This window comes from Nostoc sp. (genome assembly GCF_036919555.1).
Taxonomy (GTDB): domain Bacteria; phylum Cyanobacteriota; class Cyanobacteriia; order Cyanobacteriales; family Nostocaceae; genus Nostoc.
In genome coordinates this window covers 25,551-42,045 of the sequence record NZ_JBALCS010000122.1, presented here as the reverse complement: position 1 = coordinate 42,045, position 16,495 = coordinate 25,551, and the positions used below count along the sequence as shown (strand labels likewise).

At 44.2% G+C, this 16,495-nt stretch carries 11 protein-coding genes and 1 tRNA gene; 7 read left to right on the top strand and 5 right to left on the bottom strand.

The genetic code is table 11. The annotated features are described in order from the left end of the window. The first annotated feature begins 502 nt into the window (after window positions 1–502). The 3 genes from V7K36_RS32735 to V7K36_RS32725 all read left to right on the top strand — a co-directional run bounded on the left by V7K36_RS32735 (window position 503) and on the right by V7K36_RS32725 (window position 5,763). Complete coding sequence (locus V7K36_RS32735; RefSeq protein ID WP_335122077.1) at window positions 503–4,069, top strand: response regulator; 3,567 nt, start codon at window positions 503–505, stop codon at window positions 4,067–4,069. Between the two features lie 202 nt (window positions 4,070–4,271). Next, window positions 4,272–5,555 carry a hypothetical protein gene (locus V7K36_RS32730; RefSeq protein ID WP_335122075.1) on the top strand — a complete coding sequence of 428 codons (1,284 nt, stop codon included), beginning with the start codon at window positions 4,272–4,274 and terminating at the stop codon, window positions 5,553–5,555. A 137-nt stretch (window positions 5,556–5,692) separates the two neighbouring features. Next, window positions 5,693–5,763 (top strand) — tRNA-Gly (locus tag V7K36_RS32725). A 62-nt stretch (window positions 5,764–5,825) separates the two neighbouring features. On the opposite strand, the gene V7K36_RS32720 is transcribed toward V7K36_RS32725, so the two are convergent. From V7K36_RS32720 to pstS, 5 genes are all read right to left on the bottom strand, one after another. Beyond that, window positions 5,826–6,215, bottom strand: coding sequence for a hypothetical protein (locus V7K36_RS32720; RefSeq protein WP_335122073.1), 390 nt, complete (start codon window positions 6,213–6,215; stop codon window positions 5,826–5,828). Window positions 6,216–6,391: 176 nt separating this feature from the next. Further along, the gene (pstB, locus tag V7K36_RS32715) at window positions 6,392–7,198 is read right to left on the bottom strand and encodes a phosphate ABC transporter ATP-binding protein PstB (protein WP_334827501.1); all 807 of its coding nucleotides are present in this window, start codon (window positions 7,196–7,198) and stop codon (window positions 6,392–6,394) included. A 58-nt stretch (window positions 7,199–7,256) separates the two neighbouring features. Then, a complete protein-coding gene (gene pstA / locus V7K36_RS32710; protein ID WP_334941262.1) occupies window positions 7,257–8,138 on the bottom strand; it encodes a phosphate ABC transporter permease PstA in 882 nt (293 codons plus the stop codon). Between the two features lie 19 nt (window positions 8,139–8,157). Continuing rightward, window positions 8,158–9,108: a phosphate ABC transporter permease subunit PstC gene (gene pstC / locus V7K36_RS32705; RefSeq protein WP_334827505.1), complete on the bottom strand. Its 951-nt coding sequence runs from the start codon at window positions 9,106–9,108 to the stop codon at window positions 8,158–8,160. A gap of 175 nt (window positions 9,109–9,283) precedes the next feature. Then, complete coding sequence (pstS, locus tag V7K36_RS32700; protein ID WP_335122072.1) at window positions 9,284–10,465, bottom strand: phosphate ABC transporter substrate-binding protein PstS; 1,182 nt, start codon at window positions 10,463–10,465, stop codon at window positions 9,284–9,286. A 1,091-nt stretch (window positions 10,466–11,556) separates the two neighbouring features. Here pstS and V7K36_RS32695 point away from each other — a divergent pair. The 4 genes from V7K36_RS32695 to V7K36_RS32680 all read left to right on the top strand — a co-directional run bounded on the left by V7K36_RS32695 (window position 11,557) and on the right by V7K36_RS32680 (window position 16,458). Beyond that, on the top strand, window positions 11,557–12,144 hold the full coding sequence (locus V7K36_RS32695) for a biotin transporter BioY (protein WP_335122070.1): 588 nt from the start codon (window positions 11,557–11,559) through the stop codon (window positions 12,142–12,144). Window positions 12,145–12,294: 150 nt separating this feature from the next. Beyond that, window positions 12,295–12,771 (top strand): signal peptidase II, encoded by a 477-nt coding sequence (gene lspA / locus V7K36_RS32690; RefSeq protein ID WP_335122068.1) that lies wholly within the window; start codon window positions 12,295–12,297, stop codon window positions 12,769–12,771. 212 nt (window positions 12,772–12,983) lie between these two features. Beyond that, entirely contained in the window at window positions 12,984–13,685 is a 702-nt protein-coding gene (locus tag V7K36_RS32685) for a hypothetical protein (protein ID WP_335122066.1), read from the top strand. 502 nt (window positions 13,686–14,187) lie between these two features. Continuing rightward, window positions 14,188–16,458 (top strand): transglycosylase domain-containing protein, encoded by a 2,271-nt coding sequence (locus V7K36_RS32680; RefSeq protein ID WP_335122064.1) that lies wholly within the window; start codon window positions 14,188–14,190, stop codon window positions 16,456–16,458. Window positions 16,459–16,495: the final 37 nt, after the last annotated feature.

The following is a 16,495-nucleotide window of genomic DNA, read 5'->3' as shown; positions in this document are numbered from 1 at the left end:
CTACGACTTGTCTTAATGATAGTTCTGATTGCTAAATTAGAAAGAGGTATTTGTCTAATAGTATACTTTGGCTTTAAATCTTATTGTTTTAATATTGCTGACTCTACCATGACTACCAAAAATAAAATTTACTTGCAAGTGTTAGTAAAACGGCTGCGGAGGGAAAACTTAGTATGCAGCTTCATGTGGATTTTTCAGCTAGCTATGAGCGCTGTATGTGATATCAGACATTGCTCACAGGAGGTGAAAGAAGATTTGGCAAGCAAGCATCGACTCTATAACCCTAAAACTGACTATGAAAGCAATTACACTGCACCAAAGCAAACGGTAATGGGCATAAGCCATTGAGACGAATTACTGTGAGTAAACACTCCTACACTCAGCAGTCATGTAGCCAAACAGCCTTATTGGTCAAAATGCTCTGCTCTTACCTGACTCAGAAAAATCCTTACCTGATCAGATTATTCTTTATCCGACTGCCGTTGCAGCAGGAAGGCGGTGCATGAAATCCCCAGCAAACAGTAAGCCTAAAATTTTGGTTGTCGATGATGAACCAGACAACCTTGACTTGCTTTACCGCACTTTCTATCGGGACTATAAGGTGCTAAGGGCAAACTCTGGGCCTGCGGCACTTGATCTGCTGGCTCAAGAGGGAGAGGTCGCAGTGATCATCTCCGATCAGCGGATGCCGATGATGAGCGGTACAGAATTTTTGAGCCTGACAGCAACTCAATATCCAGATATTATTCGGATTATTTTAACTGGTTACACCGATGTCGAAGACCTGGTGGAAGCAATCAACGCTGGTAAGGTATTCAAATATGTCACCAAACCGTGGGAAGCCGAGGAACTCAAAGCATTGGTACGCCAAGCCTTGGATACCCACAATGTCCTCAAAGCCCGCACCCGCGAACTTACCCGCACACTCCGACAAGAATCGCTGCTGAATACCGTTACAAATACGATTCGCAGTGCTTTAGACTATCGCCAAATTTTGCAGGCAATTGTTGATACAGTCGGACAGATGTTGGAAGTGGATGTCTGTCTGTTGCGTCCCTTCCAAGATGAGCAGTTGGCGGACAAGGGATTCATTTATCAGAAAGCTCTTTCTGAAGAAGCTCTTGAGCTCTTGAGCAGAACGGAAGTTGCAGTAAGTCTTTCTCCTCTTTCCCGAAAGGGAGATCTGAGTCCGATCATCCCCGAACCTCTGCCTGTTTTGGCTCAGACGGTGTGGGAAACCCGCGAAGTCCAGGTGATTCACGATGTGATCGATGATGAGCGTATTCACGGGGATACTCCCGAACTGCACCAACGTGAAGCAGCTTTTGCTGCCGCTAACATTTGTTCTAGTTTAGTTGTGCCACTGATCTGCCAACAAGAACTGATGGCAGTGCTGGCACTGCATCAGTGTTCTGTGCCTCGCTTCTGGGGGGATGATGAGGTGCAATTAGTGTTGATGGTAGCGGATCAGGCAGCTTTAGCTTTGTCTCAAGCTTTTGCTTACGAACAAGTCCGTGGACTTGCCAAGCGAGAAGCCCTAATTAATACGATTACTAGCGCGATTCGCTCTAGCTTAGATCCCCAAGATATCTTTGCGGCGATCACCCAGCAATTGGGACAAGCCTTACAAGTCGATGGCTGTGTCCTGTCTTTGTGGACAGAGGAAGATGAGTATGCCGAGTGTGTGGGCTTGTATGACAGTTTTCAACAACCGGAAAATTTGCGTAGGCACAGCCCAACCCAGGCATCGCCAGTCCCAGACAAAAATTTAAGTAGCAATAAGAACCTATTGACTCAGAGAATACCCTACTCTCAAGCATCTATACAGGAGAATCCCATCCTCCAACAAATGCTACAGACACTTGAACCGGTAGTAATTGGTAATGTCAGCCATTCTCTCTTAGGAGTACAAGGTTTTAATTTGCCTTTAAAAATGCCAGGGCGATCGCTAATGTTTGTGCCATTATTGGCTGATGGTAAATGTATCGGTAGTATTACCCTGCATGAAGGTAACAAAGTCCGCCGATGGCTATCATCTGATGTTGATTTGGCGAAAGCAGTAGCAGCTCAAGCCGCGATCGCTGTGCAGCAGTCACACTTGTATCAAAAAACTCGCCAACAAGCTGAACGCTTACTGGAATTAGATAAACAAAAAACCGAATTTTTCCAAAATATCTCCCATGAGTTTCGCACACCGATCACCTTGATTCAAGGGCCTTTAGAGTCGGCGGTGGCGGCTGGTGAGGGATTATCTTACTCCCAAAGTGCGATCGCCCTGCGTAACTCCCGCCGTCTGCTGCGACTGGTAAATCAACTGCTGGATTTACAACGCCTGGATGCGGGGAGAATGCAGCCTAATTTCCACCCTTGCGATTTAGTCGAATTTGTCAGCCAAATTGTTGAGTCTTTTCGCCCCTACTGTGAGAAAAAAGGACTGCATCTCACTACCCAGTTAGATGAATGTCCTACGGTGTACTTGGATATGGAAAAATTTGACAAGGTGGTTTACAACCTCCTGTCAAATGCCATGAAGTTTACTCCCGAAGGTGGCACGATCGCCCTCAGACTAAAATCTGAGGGCGATCGTTGCATATTGCAAGTACAAGATACTGGAATTGGCATTGTTAAAGAACAAATTCCCTATCTATTTGAGCGCTTCCGCCAAGCTGAAGGTTCCGCAAATCGCTCCTATGAAGGCAGTGGTTTGGGTTTAGCTTTAGTTAAAGAATTGGTAGAATTACATGGCGGTCAAGTCACTGTGGAATCAGTTTACGGCGAAGGCACTACCTTTTGTTTATGGCTTGTGACTGGAAATGCTCATTTACCCACACAGCAAGTACTAGAAACGTCTATCGAAGTGAACACGAGCCGTGCTAGCGTAGAATTGGCTGATTTAGAACTGTTAGAGTCAACAATAGACAATATTGAAGATATTACAAGAAACTTCTCCCCCAGTATTGATACTCAAGAGTCAACACTTAAGACTCAGCACTCAATCTTAGTTGTAGATGACAACCCAGATCTGCGAAACTATGTATCTGAGATTTTCCGCCGCAACGGCTATCATGTGCAGACAGCTCGTAACGGTTCTGAAGGGTATGCGATCGCTAAGGAAATTATACCCAACTTGATTGTGACTGACTTAATGATGCCCTTGGTGAGCGGACTTGAGATGATTCAGATGATCCGCAATGAGGACAAGTTGAGAGGAACACCAATCATTCTGCTGACAGCGAAAGTAGACGAGGAAACCCGCATCGAAGGTACAGAACATGGGGCGGATGCTTATTTAGCAAAACCATTCAATGACCGGGAACTTTTGGCGGAAGTTCGGAATCTTTTAGCATTAAAGGAAAACGAACGACGAATCGTGGAGTTAAATACTTATCTAACAGAATCGGTGCTAAAGCGCTTTTTGCCGACTGCATTGGTGCAAAAAGCCGCAACCGGAGACTTAATGTTAGATTTGCGCCCAGAACCACGCTTAATTACAGTTTTGTTTAGTGATATCGTGGGTTTTACACAGCTAGCAAATACTCTCAGATCCCGGCGGGTAGCAGAGTTGCTAAATGAATATTTAGCAGCCATGACCAAGGTTGTATTTGCCAATGGCGGCACTGTAGATAAATTTATGGGAGATGCTATCTTAGCTTTATACGGAGCGCCAGAAGAACTAACCCCTAATGAACAGGTGCGTCGTGCCATCAATACAGCCAGAGCAATGCACCACTCACTGGCTGAGTTGAACCAGCGCTGGCAAGATCAAGGTGTATTCGATGGCGACAAACTTACTAGCGTACAGTTCCGATGCGGTATCCACCAAGGTACTGCTGTTGTGGGGATGTTTGGTAGCGCTGAACGTGCCGATTATACTGCCATTGGCCCAAGTGTGAATATTGCTGCAAGGTTGCAAGTTGCCGCTCTTCCCGGTACTATCCTGGTTTCTGCTGCCGTGGCAGATTATTTGCAAGAAGAAGAAATTACTAAAGGTAGTCCGCTAGAACTTAAAGGAGTAGATGAAACAGTTTTGACTTTCGTTGTTACACCAGAGATAATCGTTAATCGCTAAAATGTAGACTGGTATTGTGAACTACCCTTATACAATCCTCATCACCCGTGATCACTGAGCTTGCCTGCCCTGAGCCTGCGCCAAAGGGTTGAAGTGTTCATAATCCCCACCGAACTTGCTCTTTTGTGGGTAGGGACTTGCGCGACACGGTTAAAACATTAGCAATCAGTAAGAGTGCCTAATCATATCCAGTTTCTATAATATGACACCATCGGTTGCAGACAAAACTCCAATTCCAGCCAAGGTCTGGAGACGACACACCGATCCACCCGGTCTGTGGATTTCTGTCGTTATGGGTTCAGTCTCTCTGCACTTGCTGGCGTTCTGGCTGATGCGCTCATCTAATGCATTTAGTCTATGGTTTCCCCAGCAAAGTCAATCTGCTGTTCCCATTGAATTGATAGACATTACTCCCAAAACAAAATCAAAATTAATAGTCAAAACAGTTTCGCCAAAGCCACTATCCTCAACTCAAAAGTCTGTACCAGCACCTTCACCAGAAAGAGGACGAACTACGCCCAGAAATCAAGATTTTGGCGCAATCAATTCTGCGGATAATCTCCAGCAAAAGAGCCGAACTTACGCATTTCAACCTAAAAGCAAACCCTTTAAGCAACAGAGAGTTCCTACGCCGACACTTACAGCCACGCCGAAACCCACAGCCACGCCGAAACCCACAGCCACACCAAAACCCACAGTCACGCCGAAACCCACAGCCACACCAAAACCCACACCTACAGTTCCAGTCGGTAATTTACCTTGGAATCGCCGTCAAGAAATCAAACTGGGAAAAGGAACGCCACTACCAACAGGTATTCCATCAAATCCACCAGTTTCGGAAGCTGAAAATAGAAAAACTCCACCAACTCCCACTAAACAAACTTCACCAACTCGAACTAGGGAAACTCCACCAACTCCCACTAAACAAACTTCACCAACTCGAACTAGGGAAACTCCACCAACTCCCACTAAACAAACTTTACCAACTCGAACTAGGGAAACTCCACCAACTCCCACTAAACAAACTTCACCAACTCGAACTAGGGAAACTCCACCAACTCCGACTGAGGGAGCATCGGTAGCAATAGTAGCTCCTTTGGCTAAAGATGAAGTGAGTAACTTGATACAAGCAGGAAGATTGCGACAAGATGCTTTACCCGACGTTATCGCTTTATACAAGGGAAGCAACACAAAACAGTTAGACTCAAGTTTTCTTGTCCACAATTCTGGACTTGAACCAGCACAGCTCTTGGCTAGCTTAATAATTGATAACAATGGCAACTTTCAACAGGCTGTAGTTCTAGAAATAGAACCAGCAAGACTCCAAAGCCAAAAAAGCACATACGAGCAAGTCCTCAGCGAAGTTTTCAAAACAGAAAACTTTATTGCTGCTCACAACAACGATGGTACAAAACCAGGTTTGAGCAATCTGTATGTCAGGATCAAAATCCAACCTACTAATTCCAACTATAGGACTCATATCTGATTTTTGAACAAGATTTCGGATAAAACCCTGATCAAACGGGATTTTCAGTCTCAGTATGTTTTCAGAAATCAAATCGGATTCCTATAGATGCTTGAATTTTCGTAAAGACTGTGCTAAATTTAGAGGGTTGGAAATGCGCGGGCGTAGTTTAGTGGTAAAACTATAGCCTTCCAAGCTATTAATGCGGGTTCGATTCCCGCCGCCCGCTTAGAAAAAACTCTGAGATGCACTGGTGCAAGAAGCAAGTCTGGGTTTGCTAAAATAACTTTTTCAATCAGCAATGCCTACTATGTAGGTAGCGATCGCAAGACCTGCAAGTATGAAATAAATAGCAAGTCTTGCCAACACTATTACTGCGCTATGTGTCGGACTATTGTAGAGTGAGTATCTTGCCCGCCCAGTCAATGCAAGTCTAATGTTAAACAGCTTAATTATTGCTTTTTTTTGACCAAGAAACAGCCATAATTGATCAAGCGATCGCCAAAGTTGACGAACAATTAACAATTCAAAATGACGCTCTCTAGGAGACGCTGCGCGTAGCTTGCTTCTTTGCAGGAGTACGCGGATTCGCTTTAAGTGAAGCCATGCCGAAGGCGTTGCCTCTCGTTCGCGGTAGCGTCTCCCCTTGGGAGAAGAGAAGGCTTTAGGCTGCGCTAACAAAATTCAAACATTTTAGACAATTTTAGACAGGGATTTAAACCTCGACTGAAATTTAAGCTACGTGTAATGGTACAGGTCTTCAACCCTTAGACTTCCGATAAAAAAACTAGAGGGATATCGCACAGCTTTAATTTCCGAGTATCCCTCATCGCTACAACATAAACAATATGTAATATTTATCCAAACCTGCCGCTAACGTAATCTCTGGTGTCTTCCTGCTTAGGATTGTTGAAAATTACTTCTGTTGCGTCGTACTCTACCATGAAACCATTACGACCACCTGTTTCTGTAGTCCGAACATTAAAAAAGGCTGTCTTATCAGAAACCCGCGCCGCTTGCTGCATATTATGGGTGACGATAACGATGGTATATTGCTCTTTAAGTTGGTGAATTAGTTCTTCAACCCGCAAGGTGGAAATAGGGTCGAGGGCGGAGCAAGGTTCATCCATCAATATAACTTCAGGTTGTACTGCGATCGCGCGAGCAATACATAATCGCTGTTGTTGTCCACCAGATAAAGACGAGCCATTTTGTCGCAGTTTATCTTTGACTTCTTCCCACAAAGCCGCTTGCCGCAAACTCTGTTCGACTAATTCATCCATATTACCTTTGTAGCCGTTGATTTTAGCTCCAAAAGCAATATTGTCATAAATTGATTTTGGAAATGGGTTTGGTCTTTGAAACACCATCCCAATCCGACGACGCACTTCTACAGGATCAATGTCGGATGCATATAAGTTTTTATCGTAAAAAAGTATTTGACCTTCTGCGCGAAAAGACTCAATCAGGTCATTGAGGCGATTATAGCATCGCAACAACGTACTTTTACCACAACCAGAAGGGCCAATAAAGGCTGTCACCTGATTTTTCGGTATATCTAGCCAGATATTCTGTAAGGCTAAAAACTTACCATAGTAAACGTTAAGATTTTCGGTGCGTAAAACTGTTTCAGTATCATTCACTGTGCTAATATTAGTAGCCATAAATTAAGTGTAGTATTAGTTTTAGCGATGTGGATCTGCACTGTAGATAGGATGTTTACTAGGCTTTTTGACGAGTTGCCCAGCGAGCGATGATACTTGTAATTAAAACCATCAATACCAAAATCAAAGATGCTGCCCAAGCTAGTGATTGCCAATTTTTAAACGGAGAAATGGCATATTTGTAAACCAAAACAGCAAGGGAAGCTGTTGGTTGGAATAAGCTATCTGGCCAAAAGTTGGAAAACAGAGCAGTAAATAGTAAAGGTGCGGTTTCTCCAGATGCTCTGGCGATCGCAAGCGTTGCTCCAGTTACAATTGCTGGTAAAGCTGCTGGTAAAACTACTTGACTCACTGTTTGAAAGTTAGTCGCTCCTAACCCTACAGATGCTTGTCGCAAATCTTGCGATACCAACTGCAAGGCTTCATCAGTAGTTCGCAAAATAATTGGCAACATCAAAATTGCCAGTGCAAACCCTCCACCGAGAGCGGAATATGATCCTAAGTTCAACTTTACCAGTGTTAAAACTACAATGCCATAGGCAAATACCCCAGCAATAATTGAGGGGACTCCACTAAGGACGTTAGCCGCAAAACGTACCCATCTAGCTACTTTCGCCGAACTAAATTCTGTGATGTAAATCGCCCCCAAAACTCCAAAGGGGATGCTAATCAAGGCAGCAATTCCTACCATTAGCAGCGTGCCTAAGATTGCATTACCAAAGCCTCCTCCTTTTTGTAGAGCTTTGGGTGGCAATTCCACAAATACGGCCAGATTCAGACTGCTAAAGCCTTTAATAATCACGTAAGAAAGCACTGCTAGCAAAGGTAAAAGTGCCAATACTCCGCAGGTAAATGCGACTACAGTCATCACTGTATTAAACAGTGTTCTCTGAGACATGGGAGAGCGAGTTAAACTGCGCTCTGGAAAACTAGAAGTCATAATTTAACCCAAAACTAAGCTATATTCGCTTGACTCTCAGAACGATCAACTCTGCCAGAATATTGACTACCAGTGTCAAGAAAAATAGAACTAAAGCCGCGTACATTAAAGCCGCAACTTGCAAACCACTAGCTTCTGAGAATTGATTTGCTAGTAGAGAAGAAATCGTATTGGCAGGTGCTAAAAGAGAGATACTGATGTTGTTGGAGTTGCCAATTAACATCGTTACAGCCATTGTTTCTCCCATTGCCCGTCCGAGTCCCAGCATCACAGCACTAACTATGCCCGAAAAGGCTGCTGGGATGAGAATTTGCAAAATTGTTTCCCAGCGCGTTGCTCCTAGTCCTACAGAGGCTTGGCGCAAACTGGGGGGTACAGAAATCAAGGCATCACGGGATAAGGCTGTGATGATGGGCAAAGTCATAATCGCTAATATGACTCCCGCAGGCAACATTCCTGGTCCTGTAGGAGAAGTGCTAAAAAATGGCAGCCAACCAAAGTAACTATTAAGCCATTTTCCCAAGCTGGTTAAGATTGGCACCAAAACAAAAATACCCCACACGCCGTAGACAACGCTGGGAATAGCTGCCAGCAGTTCTACTGCGAAAACCAGTACCAGCTTCACTTTACCGGGCAAAAAATCCTCGCTCAATACAACAGCAGTACCAACCCCAATTGGTACTGCTATCAGTAGACCAATGAAAGAACTCAAGAGAGTTCCATAAATTTGAGGTAGCACCCCGTAGCTATCATTAACTGGGTTCCAAGTAGTGTTGGCTAAAAAGCTGACACCAAACTTTTGAATAGCAGGCCAAGCGCCAATTGCAACTTGTGACCCGATCCATAATAAAGTGGCCGCAACCCCAAAGGCAAAAATTTTAGTCAGCCAAATAAAACCCCGATCTAGGGACTTTTCTGCCTCAGAGCGATTTTTTATCGTTGATGACAGATTTTGAGAATTTGTAGTCATGAATACCGATTTTAACAATTAAATCAGACAAAAATGTGTGAGGTAGCCAGATTAGTAAAATTGTCGTTTCATCATCTATTTAGACTGATATATTAGTAACCCTGTGTTCCCAGTTACTAATGTCCATAAAACGACCAGTTCATCAATTAAATTATTGATTAGGGGTGTTTGATGCTTATTTGCTAGCGCTACTACCACTGGCAACAGAGATTTTATACTCTGGACTGATTTGATCAGCAGCAGCAGCTACCTTGGTGATGACGTTTTGGGGTAGAGGAACATACCCTAGTGCAGTAGCTTGCTTCTGACCGTCAGTTAAAGCGTATTCGATCGCAGCTTCAACTGCCTTAGCTTTTGCCGCATTGGGATATTTCTTGTAAGCCAAAATCCAGGTATAAGTCACGATGGGATAGGAATCAGCCCCTCCTGGATCGGAAATGAACAGGCGGAGATCAGGCGGTAGAGCTACAGATGCCAGAGCTTTAGAGGCTGACTCCTCACTAGCTACAATAAACTTGCCGCCTTTGTTTTCTAAAGCAGCAAACTTGAGATTATTTTGTTTGGCATAGCCGTACTCGACATAACCAATAGAACCTGGAGTTTGTTGGATTTGGGCTGTAACACCCTCGTTGCCCTTAGCACCGACTCCCGTAGGCCAGTTGACAGTTTTGCCTTCACCAACTTTAGTCTTCCATTCCGGGCTAATAGCGCTGAGATGTTTTGTAAATACACCGGTAGTTCCGCTACCATCGGAACGATAAACAACTACGATCTTATCTTTAGGAAGCTTTGCACCTGGGTTAGCCTTGGCAATTTGGGGATCATCCCAAGACGTGATTTTGCCTAGTAGAATATCGGCGTAAACTACCCGTGGCAGCTTGAGTTCTGGAACATCTGGCAAGTTGTAACTCAGCACGATGCTACCAGCAGTTACAGGCAGTAAAATAACACCCTTATCCGGTGGCACTTTCTGGATTTCTTCATCCTTCATAGCAACATCGCTGGCACCAAAGTCTACAGTACCTTTGATAAATTGCTCAACTCCAGCACCGCTACCAACTGATGCATAGTCAACTTGCAGATTTGGATATTTCTTGTTCAAATCCGTGAACCAGGTGTCGTACAGTGGTGCGGGAAAAGACGCACCAGCCCCGGTTAATTTTACGGTTCCGCCAAGGTCTAATTTAGTTGGGCTAGAGGCAGTAGTATCTGTAGCAGTGCCAGAAGGTGTTTCCTTAGTGGCTGTGCTATCTGGAGTTTGTTGTCCGCCACAAGCTGCTAGGCTGATTGTCAGTGCTAACACTGAAATTGAACCTGTGAGGCGATGATTTTTTATGACCCTAAGACGTGAGAGCATCGCGATCAATTTTTTATTATATTTCCAGGTGAGCGTTTCTAAGATACCCCTAAAGGACAACAATTGAGATTAACAATAGGTTAACAAAGCAAAAAAAAAGCATTTTTTTGATGAAAATCAAACCCTTATTTTTAGTTTTGATTGATAAATCTTCTACTTAGCTTGATCTTCGGTTGTAAATAGGACTAGATAAAATAGATTAAATTTATTTACAAAACTTTATTCATAGTATATAGGACTTACGCATTGACAGGAAAAACTAAATATGTAGTATGGATTTCAGCCATTAAACCTAGATTTTTCGACACTTTTTAGGCGATGCCTGCGGCGGGCTACGCCTACGCTATTTATCAAAGGATGATTTCTAAAAGCCTGAAACGACGTATTCTCGTTGATGCAGAAGATAATAAATTTGTACAGTGCGTAAGTCCTAGTATTAGGTTCGTTGGTCAAGTCATCAAAAAAGTATGTCAATAGATGGATGATAAAGCGTGGTAAAAACAAAAGGCTTATAAGAGAAGGCAGGAGGTGGTGACTGAGCAGCTCGGCAGGCTCACTGTAACACTTGCCGAAGTGCAGAGGGCAGTTCTTGTTGGAGGAAAGGATTATGAATGAAAACTTTCCTTCGACCCTTCTCTAGGAGACGCTGCACGTAGCTTGCTTCCCCGTAGGGGTACAGCCCAGGGCAACGCAAACTCAGGAACCATAGTTATGGGTATAAAACGCAGTTTAAAAAGAAGAATTGTATCGAGTAGAGTGCAGCGAGATCCGGGGAGCGATCGCCTAAAAAAACTGCATTCAGGAAATATCTTAAGCACTTTGTAGGTAGTTCACTACAAATACTAAGCTCGATCATGTGGATTTTACCATATTCTAGGTCAAAGTCCAGAATCAGAACACGCCCCAGTTAATAAAATTAGACAATAGACACCTAAGCCACAATTCGCAGAACTGAAAGAAAAATTACATACCAAAAAGGCAAAAGAAAATATGCTAGTTCTTAAGATGTCAGTACAAATTTAATTTCAATATTAATGAATATACTGCTTGCTATTGGTTTTCCCTTTTGCCTTTCCTTGGTTGTCTAATAAATGTTTGCTGCTTCCAATCAATTACTATGGTCTATGATTGGCTTACTCTTAACAATGGGTGGCACTTTCCTAGAAGCTTATGGCATCACCCTTCCTTGGAGTTGGAGTCAGCACGGAATTCAGACTTTTTCTTTAGGAGTCAGTTTTCAAATTGGCGCAGTGCTGCTGGTGGGTTGTTTAGGAGGCAAAAATGCCGGTGCGCTCTCGCAAATTGCCTATTTAGTGATGGGGTTAACCTTATTACCTATATTTGCCAATGGCGGCGGAATTGGTTATGTTAAGCTATCTCAGTTTGGCTATCTACTAGGGTTTATTCCTGGAGGTTGGATTTGTGGCTTGTTTGCTTTTAAAGCTAGACCTCGACTAGAAACTCTCGCCTTTAGTTGCATCTGTGGCTTGTTAACTCTCCACCTATGCGGTATTACTTATTTGATTATTAGCTATATTTTTCAGTGGAAAGGCGCAGAAAATCTACCCTTGATGCAAGCAATCCTCAGATACTCTTGGTTTGCACTACCAGGGCAACTAACTGTGGTGTGTGCCGTTACTGTAATAGCATATGTATTGCGTCACTTAATGTTTTATTAGTTCATTGTCCTTCGTCATTTGTCAAAAGCTCATGACCAATGACTAATGACTAATGACTAATGACTAATGACTAATGACTAATGACTAATGACTAATGACTAATGACTAATGACTAATGACCAATGACCAATGACTAATGACTAATTCGCCATGCGTTTAAAAAATCGCCTTTTCTTTTTCGCTGCCTTCATCGCTTTCTTCTTAGACCAAATAACAAAATACTGGGTGGTGCAAACCTTTAGCTTAGGGCAGACCCTACCACTCTTACCTGGAATATTTCACTTCACCTATGTCACTAATACTGGTGCCGCTTTTAGTCTGTTAAGTGGGAAAGTAGAGTGGTTGCGCTGGCTATCTTTAGGAGTGAGTTTAGTATTGGTAGTGTTGGCCTTGTTTAGTCCAACCTTAAATTTTTGGGATCAGTTGGGCTATGGCTTGATTTTAGGTGGAGCTATGGGCAACGGTATTGATCGGTTTGTTTTAGGCTACGTCGTTGATTTTCTTGATTTTCGCCTGATTAACTTTGCTGTATTTAATGTGGCAGATTCATTTATTAGTATCGGTATTGTTTGCCTGTTAATTGCTTCCTTGCAAAAAACACCGACTTCAACTGGCAGGTCACATTAAACTATAAAGCCTGGGATGGTTAATCCCAGGCTATCGATTACTAAAACCCTTGCTCAGTCCTATATGCGAAGACTTGATCTATAAGTTCGAGCAATTGTGATTTTTTATCTTACACCAATTCACATAACTGGTGTAACAGGTGAAGATGCACCAGCGATCGCTGATGACAAACTAGTATTTAGATTATGCCTCAGCTTTTAATTTAATTACCCTTGCCAGGAGTTGTTGGGGAACTAGAGCCTGGAGTACTGGGAGAGCTACCTGGTTCGCTACTGCTGCCAGGAGTGCCAGGAGTGCCAGGTTGTTCAGGTGGGGTTGAGCTACCTGGTTCGGTAGTGCTGCCAGGAGTACCAGGTTCAGGTGGGGTAACGCTTCCTGGTGCTGGAGTTAAGTTGCTAGGAGCGCCAGGTTCAGGTGGGGTTGAGCTACCTGGTTCGGTAGTACTGCCAGGAGTACCAGGTTCAGGTGGGGTTGAGCTACCTGGTTCGGTAGTGCTGCCAGGAGTGCCAGGTTCAGGTGGGGTTGAGCTACCTGGTGCTGGAGTTAAGTTGCGAGGAGCGCCAGGTCCAGGAGGTGTTATGGTTCCTGGTGCTGGAGTGCTTTCGGGAGTGCTAGATCCAGGAGGCGTCATGCTTCCTGGTGCTGGAGTGCTTTCAGGAGTGCTAGATCCAGGAGGCGTCATGCTTCCTGGTGCTGGAGTGCTTTCAGGAGTGGTGGTGTTATTGGGCGTGGTTTCTGCTGGTACTGTAGTGCTACTAGGAGCGCTAGGGGTGACAGCTGTGCCGTTGGGACAGCGAGAGTTGAGCGGAAAATACTCGCACAGAATTTTCATCCCTTCTGGCGACATCTTGATTTCCGCTGGTGCGCTAGTGGAGTCGCTACTGGATTGGGCTATGGGGGATTTACTGGATTGACCTACAGCAATGTTAGCGGTGAGCGCCAAAGATAAAGCTGTACCAATCATGGTCAGAGATTTTCCCATCATTCTGAAATTAACCTTAACGGAACACTCGACCTATTAAAACAGACAATAAGATTTAGAAAATCTTCCTAAATGAAGATATTTAGGTTTAGTTGAGAATATCTGGATATGTAAATTGGTAAAAATTAAATCTGTTGTTTCTTGAGATTTAGTGTTTAATAATACAAAGCAAAAGCTATGTTTCTAGTTATTGAACTAGTAATAGTAGATAAAATAAGCCTTTGAGAATCGAGCAAAAATTTATACCTCTGTAAATAAGTGAGGAAAATCACAAATTAATTATAGTCACAAGGGAAGTTCAAGTATAAATTAGATTAAAAAGTTCCGTATAGCCAATTTATGCTTTGGCTTATGAGTAAAATGATGAAAGACTAACATCTAAATAGATTGTAATTTGCCCGATTCTTCACTAAAAACTGTGATGTGAATAGCCGATGAGTTCTCCCCAACCCCCTCAAAAGCCACAAACGTTAATTGGTCAACTGACTCAAGCGGTACATACTATCCAAGCTAGGGTCGATTTTTCCAAATTAGCACTCAAGCCGAATGCCAAAGTACCGGAACTCTGGGTGCAGGACGCGGGGGCGGATAAGGCAGAGGTATATCCACTGTTGGGCGATCGCTATATTCTAGGTCGTAGCTCCAAATCCAGCGATATCGTCATCCGTAACCCTGTTGTCAGCCAAATTCACCTGTCGCTATCGCGGAATTCTACTCAACGCACACCAGCTTTCGTCATCAAAGACGAAAACTCCACCAATGGCATTTATCGTGGCAAGCGTCGTGTTAGTTCCCTGGAACTGCGTCACGGCGATATTCTCACCCTGGGACCTCCAGAACTCGCCGCTTCTGTGCGGTTGCAATACGTCGATCCACCAGCTTGGTATTTCAAAGCTGCAAGTTGGACAGCTTATGGTATTGGCGGTGTCAGCGCCCTCTTGGCATTGGTAATTGGCGTTGAATGGCTGAAATTTTCAGTAAAACCTCTACCTACAGCTACACGCGCTCCAGTGGTTGTTTATGCTCGTGATGGAGCCACTCCCCTGAGAGAGCCTCGGACTACCTCTCATGTAGACATGAAGCATTTAGAGGAATTTGGCCCTTATTTGCCTGCTGCGGTGGTGGCCTCAGAGGATAGTCGTTATTACTGGCACTTTGGGGTTGACCCTCTAGGGATTTTACGAGCCGTGTTGATCAATAGCCGCAGCGGAGATGTGCAACAAGGAGCCAGTACTGTTACCCAGCAAGTTGCCCGCAGTTTGTTCCGCGAGTATGTAGGCAGACAGGATACCCTTGGACGCAAATTGCGGGAGGCAGTTGTCGCCCTGAAGCTTGAAACCTTTTACAGCAAAGATGAAATTTTGCTGATGTACTTAAATCGGGTTTTTTTGGGAGGAGATACCTCTGGCTTTGAGGATGCATCCCGATATTACTTTGAGAAGTCGGCTAAAGAATTAACTTTGGCAGAAGCAGCAACCTTGGTAGGAATTTTACCAGCCCCCAACGGCTTCGATTTTTGTGGGGATAGTCACAATAAGCTAGAAGCTGCTGAATACCGCAATCGTGTAATTAAGCGGTTGCTGGAGATGGGCAAAATTAAACCTGAGGATGCGAACCGAGCCAGACGTTCCACCGTCCAAGTTAGTCCTAAAGTCTGCGAACAGCAAGCTAAGACGATCGCTCCTTATTTTTACAGTTACGTTTTCTCTGAGTTGGAATCAATCTTGGGGCAGGGAGCCGCAAGAGAAGGAAACTATATCATTGAAACCCAGCTCGATCCAGCGTACCAGAGCCAGGCAGAAGCCGCGTTGCGGAATTCAGTCAATAATAGTGGCGCAAATTTTAATTTTTCTCAAGGGGCGGTGGTAACTCTTGACTCCAGTACCGGCAGCATCTTGGCAATGGTGGGCGGCACTGATTATAAAAAAAGTCAGTTCAATCGTGCTGTCCAAGCCAAAAGACAACCAGGTTCCACCTTCAAAATCTTTACTTACACCGCCGCTATCCAACAGGGAATTTCAGCATCCAATAGTTATTCCTGCGCCCCTTTAACTTGGCAAGGCTTTACTTATAAACCCTGCCGTGCTGGTGCTGACACTAGCTTTGATATTGCTACTGGGCTGGCGCTTTCAGAAAATCCCATCGCCCTGCGAGTTGCCAAAGAAATTGGGCTGGATAAAGTCGTGGCAATGGCGCAGCGTTTGGGGATAAAATCATCCCTCGATCCAGTTCCCGGATTGGTACTGGGTCAAAGCGTGGTCAATGTTTTGGAAATGACTGGTGCTTTTGGTGCTATTGGTAATCGCGGTGTGTTGAATCCTCCCCATGCCATTAACCGAATTTTAGACAGTGGTGATTGCCGCGATCGCAAAGATATCAAAACCTGCCGTGTAATCTACTCCTTCGACCAAGATCCAGATGCTAACAAACGAGTGCTGCCAAATGGTGTAGCCGATGAGATGACTAGTTTGATGCGTGGCGTAATCACAAGAGGTACTGGTCGTAGTGCTGCCATTGGACTGGGGGAAGCTGGTAAAACTGGCACGACTGATAAAAACGTTGACTTATGGTTCATTGGTTTTATCCCCAGCCGGCGGCTTGTAACTGGTGTTTGGCTAGGAAACGACAATAATTCCCCTACATCTGGTAGCAGCGCTCAAGCAGCTCAGTTGTGGGGAAATTATATGCGACGGATTACAAGGTAAATGGGCATTGGGCATTGGGAACTATTGATCAATAAAT